Raw genomic sequence first — 17,976 nt, forward strand, 5'->3', positions numbered from 1 at the left:
TCAGGGACGACGGGTGAAAGCTACCGAAAACGGCCACATTCGAGAATCCTTTGTATTTTCGGCCAGTAATCCACAAACGCGATTGTCGAAATGTGCGAAGCCGGTGGCACGGCGGGCCGAATCAGCCATTCGGGGGAGTAGTCCGGGATGTGGGAACGACGACCGACCGCCCTAGGCTGCTGACGTGACCCCCGCGCTCCCGGTCCTGGACCTCTCCCGCTTCCGCGCCGCCCCCGAGGACCGCGCGGCGTTCCTCGACGAACTCCGGCACGCGGCGCACCACGTCGGGTTCTTCTACGTCACCGGGCACGGGATGCCCGATGAGGTGGTGGACGGGGTCTTCGCCGTCGCGCGGGCGTTCTTCGCGTTGCCGGTCGAGGACCGGTTGGCCATCGAGAACGTCAACTCGCCGCAGTTCCGGGGGTACACGCGGACCGGGCAGGAGTTGACGAACGGGGTGGCGGACTGGCGGGAGCAGCTCGACATCGGGCCCGAGCGGGCGGCGCTCGAACTCGGGCCGTCCGACCCGGTGTGGCAGCGGCTGGTCGGGCCCAACCAGTGGCCCGCCGCGCTGCCCGAGCTGCGGGAGACCGTGCTCCGCTGGCAGGCGGAGGCGCTGCGGATCAGCCGGGAGCTGCTGCGGGCGCTGGCCCTGGTGCTGGGGCAGGACGAGGCGTACTTCGACCGGTGGTTCGACGAGGAGGCCGCCTCGCACACCAAGGTCGTGCGGTACCCGGGGCGGGCGGCGCCGGAGGTCGACCAGGGGGTCGGCGCGCACAAGGACTACGGGTACCTGGCGCTGCTCCAGCAGGACGACATAGGTGGACTCCAGGTCCAGGACTCCGACGGCGGCTGGATCGACGCCACCCCCGTCCCCGGCACGTTCGTGGTCAACATCGGCGAGATGCTGGAGATCGCGACCCGGGGCTACCTGGTGGCGACCCGGCACCGGGTGGTGAGCCCGGCCGTCGGCGTGGACCGGTACTCGATCCCGTACTTCCTCAGCCCCCGGCTGGACGCGGTCGTCGAGGCCATCGAGCTCCCGGCGGACCTCGCCGGGCAGGCGCGCGGGGTCAGCCAGGACGCCGACAACCCGCTGCTGGCGGCGTTCGGGGAGAACGCGCTGGTCGGCTGGCTGCGGTCGCACCCGAAGGTGGCCCAGCGCTGGTGGGCCGACGTGCAGGCGGAGCGCGCGTGAGCGAGTGGGGTTTCACCACCAGGCAGGTGCACGCCGGGGCGCGGCCCGACCCGACGACCGGGGCGCGCGCCACGCCCATCCACCAGACCACGTCCTTCACCTTCACCGACGCGCGCCACGCGGCCGAGGTGTTCGCGTTGCGGGACCTGGAGTCCTACGCCTACACCCGCCTCGCCAACCCCACCACGGCCGTGGTGGAGGAGCGCGTCGCCGACCTCGAGGGCGGGGTCGCGGCGGTCGCCGTGGCCAGCGGGCAGGCCGCGACGGCGTTGGCGCTGTTCAACCTCGCGCGCGCGGGCGACCACGTCGTGTCCGCCGCGTCCCTCTACGGCGGCAGCCATGGCCTGTTGGAGCACACCTTCGCCGACTTCGGCGTCGCCGTGACCTTCGTCCGCGACCCCGATGACCTCGACGAGTGGCGCGCCGCCCTCCGCCCCGAGACCAAGGCGCTCTACGCGGAAACCGTCGGCAACCCGCGCGGCAACGTCCTCGACATCGCCGCCGTCGCGGAGGTCGCGCACGGGGCCGGGGTGCCGCTGGTGGTCGACAACACCGTGCCCACGCCGTACCTGTGCCGCCCGCTCGAACACGGCGCGGACGTCGTCGTGCACTCCACCACCAAGTTCCTCTCCGGACACGGCACCGCCATCGGCGGCGTCGTGGTCGACGGCGGCCGTTTCGACTTCACCGCCGAACCCGCCCGCTGGCCCGGTCTCACCGGTCCGGATCCCGCCTACCACGGCGTCGTCTTCGCCGAGGAGTTCCCGGACTTCGCCTACGCCATGCGGTTGCGCACCAGGCTGCTGCGCGACCTCGGACCCGCGGTCTCACCCATGGGCAGTTTCCTGCTCCTCAACGGGATCGAGACCCTGTCCCTGCGCCTCGACCGCCACACCGCCAACGCGGTGACCGCCGCCCGGTGGCTCGCCGAGCACCCGGCGGTGTCGGAGGTCCACTACGCCGCTCTGGCAACGAGTCCCTGGCACGGCAACGCCGAACGCTATCTCCCGCAAGGGGTCGGCGCGATCGTGGCGTTCGACCTCAAGGGCGGCTTGGACGCCGGGCTCCGCTTCGTCGACCGGCTCGACTTGTTCAGCCACTTGGCCAACATCGGCGACGTCCGCAGCCTCGTCATCCACCCCGCCTCCACCACCCACGCCCTGCTCGCCCCGGAGCAACAGGTGATCAGCGGCGTGACACCGGGACTGGTCCGCCTCTCCATCGGCCTGGAGGGAATCGACGACATCATCGGGGACCTGGCAACGGGGCTCGCGGCGAGTTAGTCCACAGAGGACAATCGGGGTCGACTGCCGGACCCGCGCGCGGGTCCGGCAGGATGACCACATGGGGGATGTAGACGAACTCGCCGCCGCGGTGGCCGACGCCCTGCCCGCGCTCATAGCCGTGATACCGACCAAGCCCGCCGCCGAACTCGGCCGAGCGGGAACCGCGGAGCGCCCTTCCTGGCGCTCGGACTCGAACCAGCACGCCGTCACGGCACAACTGCACGAGTTGCCCGCCACCGTTGTCGATCGGCTGCACGGCGCGCTGGAGCTGGCAGTCGACCACCTGGCTCTCAACGCCCCCGCCAGTGTGGCGGAGCTCTTGGTGCCACCCGCGTACACCAGTTTCCTGACCCTGTCGATGGGCGGCGAGTCCGAGGCGCGCCGGGCGATCCAGATGGTGGGCGGCCGGTGGCCGGGCGCGCTGGACCTGATCGAGTCGACCGCGGCCGCCGTGGCGGCGCACGGGCGCGTGGCACCCTTGCTGGTGGTCGGTGACGTAGGTGACGAGACCGCGGTCGCCGCCGCGCACGGCGCAGCCCACCTCGCGGCCGCCGTGGCCGTGTCGAGCGCGGTGCTGCGCGGACTCGGGGGTGGCACACCGGAGATCGTCGCGGTCGCGCTGGGCGTGGCCGTCGGGCTGCTGCGCGCCCGCCCGATGCCCGCGACCTACGAGCGGGCCGTGCTGGAACGCACCCGGGCGGACTACCTGCTGCCCGGCTCGGCGCACGGCCGCGCTCCCGTCCGGGACCACGTCATCGCCTTGACCGAGGGGTCGGACCTGGTGGCGGGTGACTTCGCGGAGAACGGGCTGGTCGAGTCCGTCGACGGCGGTGTGGTGATCCGCACGGGCCAGGCGGAGGGCGCCGTCACCACCATGTTCCACGTCTTCGCCGAGGCCCCGGAGGTGAGCACCGAGTTCTGGGACGAGGTCGTGGACGTGAGCTGGAGCGCCCGGGCAGGCGGCGCCACGATCCTCGCCGACGACCATTACGGCAGGCACGTGGACGTGTGGTCGGGTCGTCCGCACCGGCCGTCCACGACACCGCCCTGGCCCGGTGACTACCGCGTGCGCGTGTGCGCCGCCGGCCGTGACCCCGATCCGGACGGTCAGCACCGCAACGAGCACTACGAGGTGTCGGTGTGGGCGGAACCGTTCAGCGCGCCGGTCGTGCACGCCCGCGCGGACCGTCTCGGTCACCGCCTGCGCGGCGAACCCGAGCCCGCGCCCGAGGCGCGACCCGAGCAGGGGTACCTTTGGGTGTCCGAGTCGCGGATCTCGGTCGGCGCGACCGTGACCGTGGTCGACGGGCTCTCGCGGGACGAGGTCATCCGCGCGTTCGGCGCCGACCCGGCCGACCCGGTCACGGTCGACCGGATGTATGAGACCTACACGGACCAGTGGCTCGCCTTGGTCGAGCGCGACGACCGGGTTGTCGTCGTGGAGGACAACGGGTTCCAGGGCAGCAGGCCCGAGGTGATCCGGGAGCTCTCCCGGGCCGGGCGAGCGGCGAGCATGTTCTGGAACGTGAACGCGCTGACCAGGGTCAGTCTCGCGCGCGGCGGCGAACTGCTGCTCCAAGGCGAGGTCATGGAGCTGCGCCAAGGCGGGGAACCCGAGGTCGCGGCGGCGCTGGCGGGCTTGGACTTCGGCGGCCCGCGGGCGTGGACCGCCAAGGGCCTGCTGATCGTCGACCGGTTCCTGGGGACCTCGCTGGTGCCCGAGGACCTGGAACGGATCGTGGACGCCGATGTGGCGTACCTGATTGGGGGGTAGGAATGGTGGAAACGTGGTCGCCCGCGGGCACGGGGGTGCTGCGGTTGCCGTCGGGCAGGCTGGTCCGCGGTCGCGGGTTGCGGAACCCGCTCCCCGAGGGGCGGCACCCCGAATTCGGGCTCTACCTGTTGGGCCGCGCGCCGGACGGGATCGAATGGGAGCACCGGTGGGTTCGGTGGCCGGACTTCTGGTTGCCCACCGATCGCGCCGGATTTCCCGAGGTGCTGCGCGAGTTGTTGACCCGGGCCGAATCGCAGCGCGTGGAAATCGCGTGCGGCGGCGGATTCGGGCGGACCGGGACCGCGCTCGCCTGTTTGGCCGTGGTCGACGGCGTGCCCGCCGACCGGGCCGTGGCCTACGTGCGGGCGCACTACACGCGCCGGGCGGTGGAAACCCCGTGGCAGCGCCGGTTCGTTGGCCGGTTCATCCCCTGACCACGTGATCGTGTGGATCTTGAAAGCGTTACGGTATCGCGCTCCCACGATCCGGTGTACTATCGTTGCTTCCGGGAGGCTTCGATTACGAAGAACCTTCGGCTTCTCGTGACGTTCTCGTGATTCTTTCGTCACCGTTTCGAGCTCAACCGGGGTAGTGCCCGTGCCGAAGGGGCAGACGATTCCCGGTTTTATGCCACTCTTCCGGGTGGCGAACCGTTCTTGCCCGCGCCTTTCGCGGGGTATCCGCCCTAGCCTCTGAATCCACCATTCCGAAAACTGGAGTGGACCTGACCAGGTGGCGAGGTGTGGAATGCGATTGTGGAAGAGCCCCACCAACGGTGACGGCAGACGATCACGACCACCCCATCGCAGACCCGGTGCCCGGATCGGCGTGGCGGTCGCGGTCGTCGCGGCCCTGCTGACCACGGGCGGCCCTGTCCTGGCGGACCCCGGCATCGAGGAGCCCACCTCGACCCCCGCCGCCGAGCAGACCGGCCAAACCCCGGACTCGCCACCCGCCCAGGTCGACCCGGCCCAGTCCGACCCGGCGGGCACGCCGTCGGAGCCTGCGCCCCCGGCGGAGTCCACCGCACCCACCGGATCCACCGCACCCACCGGATCCACCGGATCCACTTCGGAGCAGCCCGCCGAGTCGACCCCCGGGTCCACCGAGCCCGGCGCGCCCGCCGAGCAGGCGCCCGAGGCCGTGCCGCAGGTCGAGGCCGGGGCGCGCGCCGCGGCCGCCGCGGTCGACCTCGCGCTGAGCGTCTACGCGCCCGAGGCCGCCGACCCGGGCAGCGCCGTCACGTGGACCGCGACCGTGACCAACAACGGCCCCGGCACCGCCGCGGGCTTCGTCCTCACCGCCGCCGTCCCGGTGGGCGTCACCGGCCTCGGCGGCGCGGGCTGCTCGGCCGCGGGCAACACCGTGACCTGCGCGGGCGGCGCACTGGCCGCGGGCGCCTCGGCCACGGTGACCATCAACGGCACCACCCCGGTGCCGTTCGACTTCCCGCTGGTCACCGCGTTGACCGTGGCACCGGCCGCGGGCGACACCGACGGCAACCCGGCCAACGACTCCGTGACGTCGGTGACCACCACCGCCACCCCGGCCCCCGGGCTGGGCCTCCAGGCGAACTCGCACCTCGTGGACACCAACGGCAACAACGTCGGCGACGCGGGCGAGCGCATCACCTACGACGTGGTGGCCCGCAACTCCGGCAACGTCACCCTGTTCTCCCTGGTCGCGACGCACAACGGCGCCCCGATCAGCTGCGGTGCGACCACGGTGCCGCTCAACGGCAACACCACCTGCACCGTGCCCGACCACGTCATCACCGCCGCGGACGTCACCGCGGGCCAGGTCGTCACCACGACCTCCGCCCGCGCCGCCGCGCCGAGCGGCGCCGCGGTCGACTCCGGGGTGTCCACGACGAACGTGCCGACCTTCGCGGCGGCGCCCGGCATCCAGCTGGTGCGGGTGGCGCGGCTGGTCGACACCAACGGCAACGGCCTCGGCGACGTCGGCGAGCAGATCCACTTCACCTTCGAGGTGAGCAACGACGGCAACGTCGCGCTGACCAACATCACCGTCCTCGACCCGGACTTCCCGGGCAACGCGTGCGCGGGCGTGGTCACCGCGCTGCAGCCCAACGACACCGTGGTGTGCACGCAGGTCCCGGACTACGTCATCACCCAGCAGGACGCGGTGAACGGGTCCGTCGGCCGCACCGCGACCGTGACCGGCACCGCCCCCGGCGGCACCGTGGTCACCTCGCCGGTGTCGACCAGCACGACCCCGACCTTCCAGCCGCGCCCGGCGCTGGTGCTCGTGCAGACCGTGACCCCGGGCGACGCCAACGGCGACGGCCTGGTGCAGGTGGGGGAGACGCTGCGGTACAGCTCCGCCATCACCAACACCGGGAACGTCGCGCTGACCGGTGTGGACGTCGAGGTCGTCACCGGCGCCTCGACCCCCGCGGGCTGCCCGGCGAACCTGAGCCTGGCGCCCGGTGAGTCCCACGAGTGCGTGCAGGCGTTCCCGTACGTCGTCACCGCCCAGGACGGCGCGGCGGGCGCGGTCAGCCGCACCGCCCGCGCGCGGGGCACCGGCGCCGGTGGCGTGGTCGTGCTCTCCCCGCCGGTCGTGACCAGCACCCCGGTGTTCGTCGCGGCGCCGTCGATCCGGCTGGCCTACACCGCCCAGCTGATCGACACCAACGGCAACGGCCTCGGCGACCTCGGCGAGTCCGTGCGGTTCCGGGCCACGACCACCAACACCGGCAACGTGGCGCTGACCGACGTCATCATCCGCGGCTCGATCACCGGGATCCCGGAGACCGGCTGCCCGGTGCCGCTGCTGGCGGGCGGCGCGAGTTCGGACTGCGAGCGCGCGCTCTACGTCATCACCCAGGCCGACGTGGACGCGGGCGCGGTCATCACCGCGGCCACCGCGCTCGGCACGGCCCCCGACGGCACCCGCGTGGAGTCCGCGCCGGTGACGGCGAACGTGCCGACCTTCGACCCGAACCCGGTGCTGACCCTGGTCAAGGAGGACGCGCTCGAGGACACCAACGGCAACGGGCTGGCCGACGAGGGTGAGGAGATCGACTACACCTTCGCGGTGACCAACACCGGCAACGTCGTGGTGACCGGCCTGGCCATCCAGGACGGGCTGCTCGCGGGCACCAACTGCCCGCGCACGACGCTGGCCCCGCAGGAGAACGTCACCTGCGTGTCCACCGCGCCGTACGTGACGACCGCGGCCGACGTGGCCGCCGCCGAGGTGGTCAACCGGGCCACCGCGACCGGCACCGCGCCGGGCGGCGCTCCGGTGACCTCGCCGGAGTCGCGCACCAACACCCCGACCTACGTGGCGATCCCGGCGCTGGCGCTGGACAAGATCGCCGGGCTGGTGGACACCAACGGCAACGGCCTCGGTGACCTCGGGGAGCAGATCCGGTGGACGTTCCTGGTGGTCAACAACGGCAACCAGGTGCTGACCAACGTGCGCATCCAGGACCCGACCGCGGGCTCCGTGGCGTGCGAGGACGAGACGCTCGCGGTGCTCGCCGTGACGACCTGCGCGGCGGTCACCCCCCACGTGATCACCGAGGCGGACATCCTGGCCGGGTCGGTGGACAACACCGCGGTGGCCATCGGTCAGCTGGGCGACGACCCGAACGCGCCGGAGGTGCAGTCGCCGCCGGACTCGACGGAGACCCCGACCGCCGCGCCCGCGCCGGGCCTGACCCTGACCAAGGTCGCCGACCTGCAGGACCAGGACGCCAACGACCTGGGCAACCTGGGTGAGCTGATCAACTACTCGTTCACCCTGACCAACACCGGCAACCTGACGCTCAGCGCCATCGGCGTCGACGACCCGAAGGCGGGGGCGGTGACCTGCCCGGTCGCCACCCTGGCCCCGGGCGCGTCGACGATCTGCACGGCCGACGACCCGTACGCGATCACCCAGGCCGACGTGCTGGCCGAGATCGTGCGCAACATCGCCACCGGCTTCGGCACCCCGCCGAACCGGCCGCCGCTGCGCACGCCCCCGGCGACCGCCGAGGTGCCGGTGGCCAACCCGGGCCTGGCGATCGACAAGAAGGCCGCGCTGAACGACGAGGACGGCGACGAGCTCGCGGGCATCGGCGAGACGATCACCTACTCGTTCACGCTGACCAACACGGGCAACGTGACGCTGACCGACCTGCGGATCGACGACCCGAAGGCCGGGGCCGTGACCTGCCCGAGCGGTCCGCTGGAGCCGGGTGAGACGATCACCTGCGCGGCCGACGAGCCGTACGTGGTCAACGACGACGACATCGCGTTCGGCGTCGTCCGCAACATCGCGACCGGGTCCGGGCAGCCCCCGGGCACCGGCGGCCGGGTCACCACCCCGCCGGTCACCCGCGACGTGCCGACCACCGAGTTCGTCACCGGCGGCGAGGACCCGAACCAGGCCGGTGACGAACCGCAGTTGGCCCTGGTGAAGACCGCCGCGCTGCAGGACGAGGACGGCGACGGCCTGGCCGACGAGGGCGAGGTCATCAACTACACGTTCCTGGTGACCAACGTGGGCACGGTCGACCTGGAGAACATCCAGGTGAGCGACGTCCTGGTCGACGGGGTGGTCTGCCCGACCACCACGCTGGCCGCCACCGAGTCGGTCACCTGCGCGGCGCCGCCGTACGTGGTGACCGCGGCGGACGTCGACGCGGGCAACGTGCACAACGTGGCGACCGCCACCGGGGTCACCGGTGACGGCGACGCGGTCCAGTCGCCGCCGTCCGAGGCGGACGTCCCGGCCGACCAGCCGGACGTCCAGGGTGGCGACACCCCGGACGCCGTCATGGCGGCGGACACCAGCGGTGGCGCGGGCCTGGCCAACACCGGCGCGGGCGACCCCGTGACCACGCTGGGCTGGAGCATCATGCTGGTCCTCGTCGGCGGCCTGATGGCCTTCGGCGCCCGCAGCAGGCGCCGGGAGTCCTGACGTGACCTGATGTCCTGACCGGACGACGAGTGGGCCTTGCGGAATCCGTTCCGCAAGGCCCACTCGCGTGTGGGCATCCTGCTGCGGATCAGGGTGGCGCCGGAGCTGTCGGCGCATGTCCGCTTCTTCCGCACCGACGAGATCGAGGTCGACGTCTCGCCCGAGGAGCCGCGGGGGCAGAGCGCGCTGGACGCCGTCTGCCGCTTCCTCCGCGCGGTCGGCCGCCGGCTGGGCAAGCCCGTGGTGCTCACCCTGGAGAACGCACGCGACCGCCCCCTGATCGGATACGACGTCGCGACCGATCGCCTGGTGCGAATCGCGGGCCATTCCGGTCAATGAACCAGATCCCAAACTCGTCCATTGGTGGGAACCACTTCGCTTCACTCGAATTTCGGCGAGGGTATTCCGTTGTGTTCGCGATGCCTGGCATGGTGGAGCGTCCGCATCCGATTCCGGCCGTCGGATGTGTCGGCGGAAATGGGACATCCCTACCGAGGAGACAAGTTGATGCGACGGTTATCCCTGTCGTTGTTCGCCCTGTTCGCGGTCGTGGTCGGTGGGTTGCCGCCGGTCGCGGTCGCTGCGCCCCGAGTGGCGGAGCCTGCGAACCCGCTCGGACTCGCCTACGACAACGCCTCCGGTGTGGCGCCCTACGGGAAGCCGACCGGCATGGTGGTCACCGGGCGGTGCAACCGATACGACCCGGCATTCGCCGCGGCTCGGGCGGGTGGCGCCGAGGTGTTGGCCTACCTGGCGCCGACCGAGCGGCCGGATGCCCCGGTTTGCGCTGCTGACACCGCCTTCTACGGCGGCGACCTGTCGAAGACGGCGCTGTGGCCCTATCCCTCCTACGGGCAACGGGTGAACTGGCCGAAGACGCACATGACCGACATCCGGGCCGGGTTGGCGTGGAGCAACCACGTCGTGGCCTACATCGAGAACCTGATGCGCGAGGACAAGGTCGACGGCGTCTACCTCGACGTCGTGGGCGCGCGGACGTGGTCGAAGCTCGCCGACTGGGATTCCTGGTCCAAGTCCGAGCAGCAGCTCTGGACGGCGGGGAACGTCGACCTGGTCCGCAGGCTCGACGCGAGCCGCCGGGCGATCAACCCGCGGTTCATCATCGTCAACAACAACATCTGGGACTACGCCGCGGGTACGGCCGCCGAGCGCTACGTCGACGGCATCAGCCTCGAGCACCACAAGCCGACCAGCGAGTACCACAGGGCACTCGCGGCCAGGCCGTACGGGAACGCCGGGCACCGGCGGGTCATCGCGATCGCCATGAACGCCGCCGAGGCCCGGCAGTGGGCGGCCGTCCCGGGGGTCACCCACGTGTCCTCCCAGGCGACCTACGGGACGCCGCCCGCGCCGCCGGTGCCGTTCCACCGGCTCACCGATCGGAACCGATAGGTCGCGGGCGCCGGTCGGGCGTGATTGTTTGTCGGCGACAGAATTCCTTCTCCGACGAACAATCAGTTCGGTAGCGCGTTGTCCCGGCGCAGGTCCTCGACCGCGGTCAAGGTGGTGGCCAGCCGGTCCCGTAGCTCCGGTGTCAACGGGATCCGGTCGATTTCGGCGACCACCGTGGCCGCTTTCGCCGGGTCGCCCAGGGAGATGGCCACTTCGGCGCGGTAGGCGAGGGCCTCGACCCGGTCGGTCACGGGGGCGTCCGGGTCGCGGGCCAGGGCGCCGTCGAGGATCTTGGCGGCTTGGGGTAGGTCGCCGCGGCTGTCGGCTTGGACGACGGCGTTCTCCAGTGCCTGTGCGAGTTTGCCTTGGGCGGCGGTGGTCGCGGTGGTGGGCCCGGTCGGGAAGATCCGGATCCAGTTGCCGCCCGGGTCGATCACGGTGAAGCCCGCGCCGCCACCACCGTTCTCGCGGGGTCGGGGTCGGGTCATGCGCGGGATGCCCGCCAGCGGCACCTTTCCGTAGGTGGCGCGCAGACCCGCGGCGAAGCGCTCGTGCAGCGCGGCGGTGTCGGGGACGGCGACGATGCAGCTGCCGTAGGAGTCGGCCGGGTGGAAACCGGGGATGGCCGCGAACTGTATGTCGATGTCGTCGAGGCGCACCCCGAGGCACGGGTTCGGCCGCAGTTGGCGGTAGGTCAGCTCGAAGCCGAGCGCGGTGTAGAACGCCTGCACGTCATCGATCGACGCGCACGGCAGGATGGGGACGACGGGCACTTCGGCTCTCCCAGTGGTTGTCCGAGAATCCGCCGGTGAGCGGCGGACCGGGTTCGGACACTAGGTGCGCCCCGCGCGAAACGACACGGCGGAATTAGCGAACGCGAACGGTTTGCCCGGTGTCGGGCACCAGTTCACCGATGACCACGGCGCCGGGGATCTCGCCCGCGATGAGCAGGCCGCCGGAGGTCTGCGCGTCGGCCAGGAGCAGTGCCTCGTCGGGGCTGATCGCGTCGAGGTCGACCGACGTCCTTACCCAGTCGAGGTTCCGCCTCGCGCCGCCGCTGATGAAGCCGTCCCGCAGCGCCGCCCGCGCACCGTCCACATAGGGCACCGCGGCCGCGTCGACCACGGCGGTCACGCCGCTGGCGCGGGCCAGCTTGTGCAGGTGGCCCAACAGCCCGAAACCGGTGACGTCGGTCGCGCACGTGACCCCGGCGGCGACGGCGGCCCGCGCGGCGTCGCGGTTCAGCGTCGTCATCACCGCGACGGCCTCCGGGAACACCTCGCCCGTCGCCTTGTGCCGGTTGTTCAGCACGCCCAGCCCCAACGGTTTCGTCAGCGACAGCGGCACCCCGGCGGTGCCCCCGCTGTTGCGCATGATCCGCGCGGGATCGATCGTGCCGGTGACCGCGAGCCCGTACTTGGGTTCCGGGTCGTCCACGCTGTGCCCGCCCGCCAGGTGGCAGCCCGCCTCGGCGGTGACGTCGAGACCGCCGCGCAACACTTCCTCGACCAGTTCCAACGGCAGCACGTCACGCGGCCAGCCGAGCAGGTTCAGCGCCACCACGGGTGTGCCGCCCATGGCGTAGACGTCCGAGAGCGCGTTGGCGGCGGCGATGCGGCCCCAGTCGTACGGGTCGTCGACGACCGGGGTGAAGAAGTCCGTTGTGGCCACCAGGGCGAGGTCCGGCGCGATGCGCACCACCGCCGCGTCGTCGCCGGTGTCGAGTCCGACGAGCAGGTCGGCGTCGCGCGGGGTCCGGGCGAGGCCGGACACGACCCGCTCCAACTCGCCGGGCGGGAGTTTGCAGGCGCAGCCGCCGCCGTGGGCGTACTGGGTCAGCCGCTGGGTCACCGGCGCAGTGTGCCATGATCACCGCGTGTTCCGGGGAGGCGTACCCGGCCTGGTGGCCGGCGCGGTCTTCAACACCGTTGAGCGGCGGGTCCCGCCGCTGGCGGGTTCGATTCCCGTCCGCCTCCGCCACGAGAGGCGTGCCGCGTGACCGACCCCAGGCGCACCATCCCCCGCACGGACACCGTCCTCGCCGACCCGCGTCTGGTCGACCCGCTGCGCAGGCTCGGCCGCGCCACGGTGAAGGCCGCGGTCGCCGCCGCGCAGCAGCGGATCCGCGAGGCGGCCGACCCGGCCTGGTGGAGCGACCCCGACCTCGTGGTGCAGCTGGCCTTGGCGCACCTGCCGCGCGGACCGGTCGAGGTGCTCAACGCGACCGGTGTCGTGGTCCACACCAACCTGGGTCGGGCTCCGCTGTCGAGCGCCGCGATCCTCGCCGTGGGCCAGGCGGCCGGGTACACCGACGTCGAGTTCGACCTCGCGAGCGGCAAACGGCACCCCCGCGGGGAATCGGCGCTGCACGCGCTGCGCCGGGCCGTGCCGGACGCGGGCGACGTCCACGTGGTCAACAACAACGCCGCCGCGCTGCTGCTGTGCGCGCTGGTGCTGGCCCAGGGCCGGGAGATCGTCATCAGCCGGGGCGAGCTCGTCGAGATCGGCGACGGGTTCCGCATCCCCGACCTGCTGGAGTCCACGGGCGCGCGGCTGCGCGAGGTCGGCACGACCAATCGGACCACCGCGCGGGACTTCGCCGACGCGGTGGGCGACCGGACCGGGTTCATCCTGCGCGTGCACCCCTCCAACTACCGCGTCACCGGCTTCACCTCCGCCCCCGACCTCGCGGAGCTGACCGACCTGGGCGTGCCGCTGGTGGTCGACATCGGCTCGGGCCTGCTCACCCCGCACCCGCTGCTCCCCGACGAACCGGACGCCGCCTCCGCGCTGCGGGCGGGCGCCGCGCTGGTCACCGCCAGCGCCGACAAGCTCCTCGGCGGGCCGCAGGCCGGGCTGCTGCTCGGGGACGCCGGTCTGGTCACCCGGCTGCGCAGGCACCCGTCGGCGCGGGCGCTGCGGGTGGACAAGCTGACCCTGGCCGCGCTGGAGGCGACCCTGCTGGACCCGCGCACACCCGTCGCGGAGGCCGTGGCGGCTCGCGAACCGGACCTGCGGGCCAGAGCCGAAGAGATGTCACGACAGCTGGTGGCGCGCGGGGTCGACGCGCGGGCCGTGCCGTCGGTGTCGGTCATCGGCGGCGGGGGAGCGCCCGGGGTGGAGTTCCCCAGCGCGGCGGTGAGCCTGCCGCACCGCTACGCCGAGGCGCTGCGCCTGGACCGGACACCGGTCGTCGGGCGGGTCGAGGGCGGGCGGTGCCTGCTCGACCTGCGCGCGGTGCCCGCGCACCCGGGCGACGAGGCGCTGGTGGAGGCCGTGCTCCGGTGCACGTGATCGCCACCGCGGGCCACGTCGACCACGGCAAGTCCACGCTGGTGCGGCGGCTGACCGGCGTGGAACCCGACCGCTGGGCCGAGGAGCGCCGCCGGGGCCTGACCATCGACCTGGGCTTCGCGTGGACCACGCTGCCGCGCGCGGGGGAGGTCGCGTTCGTCGACGTGCCGGGCCACGAGCGGTTCGTGTCGAACACGCTGGCGGGCGTGGGCCCCGCGCCCGCGGTGCTGTTCGTCGTCGCGGCCGACGCGCCGTGGATGCCGCAGGCGGAGGAGCACCTGCTGGCGCTGGACGCCCTCGGCGTGCGGCACGGGCTGCTCGTGGTTACGAGGGCCGACCTCGCCGACCCGGACGCGATCCGCCGCACGGCGCTGGACCGGATCGCGCGGACCTCGCTCGGCGCCGTGCCGTCGGTGGTGACGGGCGCGGGCAGCGGCCTGGACGAGGTGCGGGCCGCGGTGGACGCGCTCGCGGCGGGACTCCCGGTGCCCGCTGTGGACGGGGATATCCGGTTGTGGGTGGACCGGTCGTTCACCGTGGCGGGCGCGGGAACCGTGGTGACCGGCACCCTCCAGGCGGGGACGCTGCGGGTGGGCGACGAACTCGTGCTGCGCGACGACACCGTCCGGATCAAGGGCCTGCGCGCCCTCGGCGCACCTCGGGACGAGGTGGCGGCCGCGGCGCGGGTGGCGGTCAACCTGCGTGGTCTGGACCTCGCGGCCGTGCGCCGCGGCGACGCGCTGCACACCCGCGACGCCTGGTGGCCGACCCGGGTGGTCGACCTGGACGTGGCCGGACTGCCCCGCCAGGTCGTCGCGCACCTCGGCACGGCCGCCGTCCCGGCCCGCGTCCATCCACTCCGGACCGGTGTGAGCAGGCTCGTACTGGCCCGCCCGCTGCCGCTGCGCCTGGGTGACCGGGTGCTGGTCCGCGACCCGGGGAACCGTCGGATCGTCGGCGCGACCGCGGTCGACCTCGATCGCCTCGCCCGCCTGCCCTTCCACCGCACGGCCCAGCTGAAGGCGTTGGGCCGCGCGGGTGATCCGGTGGCGGCCGATTGGCACACCGACCCCGACACCTGGCGTGCGCTCGTCGACCGGGTCGGTGTCGAACTGGCCGGGTGGCGCGCGGACCACCCGCTGGACCCGCGTCCACCGCTGGAGACGTTGCGCCGCGCGCTGCGGCTGCCGGATGTCCGGCTCGTCGCGCCGCTGCTCGCCGCCGCCGGGAGACCCGAGGTCGAATTGCCCGAATCGGTGCGGAAAGCGCTCGATCTCGCAGCCGTCACACCGTTCCAACCGGTCACCGGGCTCGGTCGGGACGAGGTCGCGGCGGCCGTCCGGGCGGGCCGGTTGCTGCGATTGGCCGATGGCGTCGTGCTGTCGAGCGCGGCGGCGGGAGCGGCCGCCGTGGAGTTGGCGGGCTTGGCGCAGCCCTTCACCACGAGCCAGGCCCGACAGGCGCTCGGCACCAATCGACGGATCGCGTTGGCGCTGTTGGACTTCCTCGATGCCGCGGGCGTGACGACCCGGCTGTCGGACAACACCCGGCGGCTCCGCGCGCGGACGTGAATGTGAACCGCAGTCGGGTCCGTCGGCGGAAAACCGTTGTGTGAAGCGGAATCCCGGCCGAACCGGTTGATCACGGCTGGTCGTTGCTCTAGCGTCACTTCGCGTGAGCACGCCGTTGCGCCTGGACCTCGTCGCCCCCAGTGGTTCGCGCCTGTCCCTGGTGATGCCGGACGTGGGACCCGTGTCGAGCGTGGCCGCGTCCGTCCGGTTCGCGGGCGGTTCCTACGGCACGGGCTTCCAGATAGGGTCGCGCGGCTACCACGAGTTCGCCGCCACCCACGTCGCGCCCGCCACCACGACCGACCGGTTCCTGGTGCACGGCCGGGAGGTCGTGGTCGCCGAAGCGCGCGACGGGCAGTCGTCGATGGCCACGCTGCTCGGCGACTACCACGAGCTGATGACCGTCTTCGCCGGGCCCGCGCCGCGCCGCGACCGGGTGTTCTCCCTGTTCAACTCGTTGCGCGTCACCGACGACCCCGCGGGCATGCGGGTCGCGGCGCGGTCGATGACCCTGCTCGACGCCATGAGCGAGTCCGTGGTCGTGGCCGTCAAGGACTTCGGTTCGGTGGCCGTGCCCGGCCCGCGCCAGACCCGCGACCACGTCCCGAACCACGCGGGCGCGCCGACGCGCCACGGCGAGGTCTGGAAGGTGCAGCTGCCCGTTGGCCGATCCGGCAAGCCGGGCCAGGGGTTCCTGCTGGGGTGCGCGGCCGGTGTCGCCGAGGTCCAGTTCGCCGACTCGACCGCCCGCGCCGAGCGGGAGCGGCTCGACTGGCTCGACGGCATCGATGTGGCCTGGCGGAAGGCATGAGCCCGATCACCGCCTTCCACGTGATCACGTGGGCGGCCATCGTCCTGCTGTTCCTCGGGCTCGGCGCGGTGCTGCGCGAGGTGCGCCTGCTGCGCGCCGCCGTCGCCCGCGATCCCGCCGGCTACACCGCGACCCGCCCGGACCTGGTGCTGGGGCCCAGGTTCGCGGGTCGGGTCGTGCTGGCCGCGGACTCGGGGTGCCCGCTGTGCGTCGCGGTCGCCCGCGAACTGCGCGACGGCGTGCTGCTGACCCACGAGTCGCCCGAGGCCTGGGACACGGCTTTGCAGGTCGTCCGCGACCGGGAGGCCTGGCGCGGTGTCGCGCACCTGTCGCCCCCGGTGCTGATGCTGGTCGACGGCACCGGCCGGGTGAGCCGGATGGCGCTGCCCGTCCGGGAGACCCAGGTTGCCGAAATCCTTGCGGAATGGGGGGTACGCGATGGCGTTGACGCTCGATCGGATTCCTGACCACGAGTCCGGGACCGGCCGGACCGGGGTGCTCAAGGACTTCAAGGGGCCGCGCAGGCGCCGGACCGTCCTCCGCGCGATCGCGCTGGGCGCGGCCACCATCGGCTCGGCCACCCTCGCGCTGCCCCGCCGCGCGCGGGCCGAGACCGGGCCGAACGCGTTGCAGGGCTGGGACCGCACGGACTGCCGCGACGGCTACCCCAGCGGCTACGACCAAGACCCCGACACCGGCGGCGAGTTCGTCAACGCCTACGCCGCGTGCGTCGGCGGTGCGTGGCGCAGCAGCGACTTCTGCGAGGCCGGGTGGCACAAGTACGGCACCGAACTCGTCGGTGACGTGCAGGTCGACCACATGCCGGTGTCGACGACCTGCGGCACCACGTCGATGAAGAACGCCTGGCGCTGGACCACCCCGGACGGCAAGGTCTACCGCTGCTCCGACGGGTTCAGCACCTACTGGGGCGCCGACCAGTCCGGCTTCACCTACCTCACGATCTGCCGGTCCCGCGTCTGATGCCCTGGCACCCGCTGGCGCTCGCGAGCGCGTTGCTCGCCGCCACCCTGGGTGGCGCGTCGTCGGCGGTGCTGGGCGTCGGGTTCCTGTCGTGGCTGTTCCTCGGCGCCACCGCCGGGTTCGCCACGTCCGGCTCCACTTGAAGCCGCAACTCGGCCTTCGTGCTGGCCTCGCCGGTCTGGCGAGGTGTTCCCGCGCTGGCGTTCCGCGCCGGTCTGCTCGTCGGCGGCGCGTTGAGCGCCGTGGTTCTGCTGGTGGTCGGGTCGCTGCTGCGCGCGCCGGTCCCGCAGCCGGTCAGGTGGGTGCTGATCGGGGTCGCGCTGCTCGCGGTGGTGCTGCGGGACGTGCGCGTGCTGCGGTTCACGCTGCCCGAGAACCGGCGGCTGGTACCGGAGAGCGTGTTCCGGCTCGGCCGCCTGCTCGGTCCGCTCCAGTTCGGGATCGAGATGGGCACCGGCGCGCGGACCTACCTGCCCAGCGGCCTGCCGTACGTGGCCGGGCTGGCGGTTCTGCTGACCGCGCCGCTGTCGGGCGCGCTGTGGGTCGGTGTGGGCTTCGGGCTGGGCCGCGCGTTGATGACGACGGCGAACCTGAACTACCCGGGTGACTGGGACGAGCAGTGGACCCGCTACGCCAACCGGTTGGCCGCCCTGCTGGGGACCGGGTTCGTGGTGGCGTTGCTGGGAGCCGCCTGGGTGACAGCTCCCAGCTAG

At 72.6% G+C, this 17,976-nt stretch carries 16 protein-coding genes and 1 tRNA gene; 15 read left to right on the plus strand and 2 right to left on the minus strand.

The features are described 5' to 3' along the window. Nucleotides 1–184: 184 nt before the first annotated feature. The 7 genes from CLV40_RS17155 (at nt 185) to CLV40_RS17185 (ending at nt 10,606) form a co-directional block, all read left to right on the plus strand. Nucleotides 185–1,198: an isopenicillin N synthase family dioxygenase gene (locus CLV40_RS17155; protein WP_104479929.1), complete on the plus strand. Its 1,014-nt coding sequence runs from the start codon at nt 185–187 to the stop codon at nt 1,196–1,198. Continuing rightward, nucleotides 1,195–2,481: an O-acetylhomoserine aminocarboxypropyltransferase/cysteine synthase family protein gene (locus CLV40_RS17160; protein WP_104479930.1), complete on the plus strand. Its 1,287-nt coding sequence runs from the start codon at nt 1,195–1,197 to the stop codon at nt 2,479–2,481. The genes CLV40_RS17155 and CLV40_RS17160 overlap by 4 nt, the downstream gene beginning before the upstream one ends. Before the next feature lie 61 nt (nt 2,482–2,542). Next, the gene (locus CLV40_RS17165; protein ID WP_104479931.1) at nt 2,543–4,258 is read left to right on the plus strand and encodes a DUF6461 domain-containing protein; all 1,716 of its coding nucleotides are present in this window, start codon (nt 2,543–2,545) and stop codon (nt 4,256–4,258) included. A 2-nt stretch (nt 4,259–4,260) separates the two neighbouring features. Continuing rightward, nucleotides 4,261–4,692, plus strand: coding sequence for a protein-tyrosine phosphatase family protein (locus CLV40_RS17170; RefSeq protein ID WP_104479932.1), 432 nt, complete (start codon nt 4,261–4,263; stop codon nt 4,690–4,692). Nucleotides 4,693–5,005: 313 nt separating this feature from the next. Next, nucleotides 5,006–9,193, plus strand: coding sequence for a DUF7507 domain-containing protein (locus CLV40_RS17175; RefSeq protein WP_104479933.1), 4,188 nt, complete (start codon nt 5,006–5,008; stop codon nt 9,191–9,193). Between the two features lie 69 nt (nt 9,194–9,262). Then, nucleotides 9,263–9,532 (plus strand): hypothetical protein, encoded by a 270-nt coding sequence (locus CLV40_RS17180; RefSeq protein ID WP_104479934.1) that lies wholly within the window; start codon nt 9,263–9,265, stop codon nt 9,530–9,532. A 168-nt stretch (nt 9,533–9,700) separates the two neighbouring features. Beyond that, nucleotides 9,701–10,606: a hypothetical protein gene (locus CLV40_RS17185; RefSeq protein WP_146108075.1), complete on the plus strand. Its 906-nt coding sequence runs from the start codon at nt 9,701–9,703 to the stop codon at nt 10,604–10,606. Nucleotides 10,607–10,668: 62 nt separating this feature from the next. Here CLV40_RS17185 and CLV40_RS17190 read toward each other — a convergent pair whose 3' ends face one another. Then, nucleotides 10,669–11,379 carry a hypothetical protein gene (locus tag CLV40_RS17190; protein ID WP_104479936.1) on the minus strand — a complete coding sequence of 237 codons (711 nt, stop codon included), beginning with the start codon at nt 11,377–11,379 and terminating at the stop codon, nt 10,669–10,671. 94 nt (nt 11,380–11,473) lie between these two features. Further along, the gene (gene selD / locus CLV40_RS17195; protein WP_104479937.1) at nt 11,474–12,457 is read right to left on the minus strand and encodes a selenide, water dikinase SelD; all 984 of its coding nucleotides are present in this window, start codon (nt 12,455–12,457) and stop codon (nt 11,474–11,476) included. 34 nt (nt 12,458–12,491) lie between these two features. Between selD and CLV40_RS17200 the strand changes: the two genes are divergently transcribed. The 8 genes from CLV40_RS17200 to CLV40_RS17230 all read left to right on the plus strand — a co-directional run bounded on the left by CLV40_RS17200 (nt 12,492) and on the right by CLV40_RS17230 (nt 17,976). Then, nucleotides 12,492–12,586 (plus strand) — tRNA-Sec (locus tag CLV40_RS17200). A gap of 15 nt (nt 12,587–12,601) precedes the next feature. Continuing rightward, entirely contained in the window at nt 12,602–13,900 is a 1,299-nt protein-coding gene (selA, locus tag CLV40_RS17205) for an L-seryl-tRNA(Sec) selenium transferase (RefSeq protein ID WP_104479938.1), read from the plus strand. Beyond that, a complete protein-coding gene (locus tag CLV40_RS17210) occupies nt 13,891–15,471 on the plus strand; it encodes a selenocysteine-specific translation elongation factor (RefSeq protein WP_104479939.1) in 1,581 nt (526 codons plus the stop codon). The genes selA and CLV40_RS17210 overlap by 10 nt, the downstream gene beginning before the upstream one ends. Nucleotides 15,472–15,574: 103 nt before the next feature. Then, nucleotides 15,575–16,282, plus strand: coding sequence for a hypothetical protein (locus CLV40_RS17215; protein WP_245931342.1), 708 nt, complete (start codon nt 15,575–15,577; stop codon nt 16,280–16,282). After that, entirely contained in the window at nt 16,279–16,749 is a 471-nt protein-coding gene (locus tag CLV40_RS17220) for a hypothetical protein (RefSeq protein ID WP_104480011.1), read from the plus strand. The genes CLV40_RS17215 and CLV40_RS17220 overlap by 4 nt, the downstream gene beginning before the upstream one ends. Beyond that, entirely contained in the window at nt 16,721–17,263 is a 543-nt protein-coding gene (locus CLV40_RS17225; protein ID WP_104479940.1) for a hypothetical protein, read from the plus strand. Before CLV40_RS17220 ends, CLV40_RS17225 begins: the two co-directional genes overlap by 29 nt. Next, complete coding sequence (locus tag CLV40_RS38075) at nt 17,263–17,406, plus strand: hypothetical protein (RefSeq protein ID WP_181043560.1); 144 nt, start codon at nt 17,263–17,265, stop codon at nt 17,404–17,406. The genes CLV40_RS17225 and CLV40_RS38075 overlap by 1 nt, the downstream gene beginning before the upstream one ends. An 18-nt stretch (nt 17,407–17,424) precedes the next feature. After that, nucleotides 17,425–17,976 carry a hypothetical protein gene (locus tag CLV40_RS17230; RefSeq protein ID WP_104479941.1) on the plus strand — a complete coding sequence of 184 codons (552 nt, stop codon included), beginning with the start codon at nt 17,425–17,427 and terminating at the stop codon, nt 17,974–17,976.

This window comes from Actinokineospora auranticolor (genome assembly GCF_002934265.1).
GTDB lineage: Bacteria > Actinomycetota > Actinomycetes > Mycobacteriales > Pseudonocardiaceae > Actinokineospora > Actinokineospora auranticolor.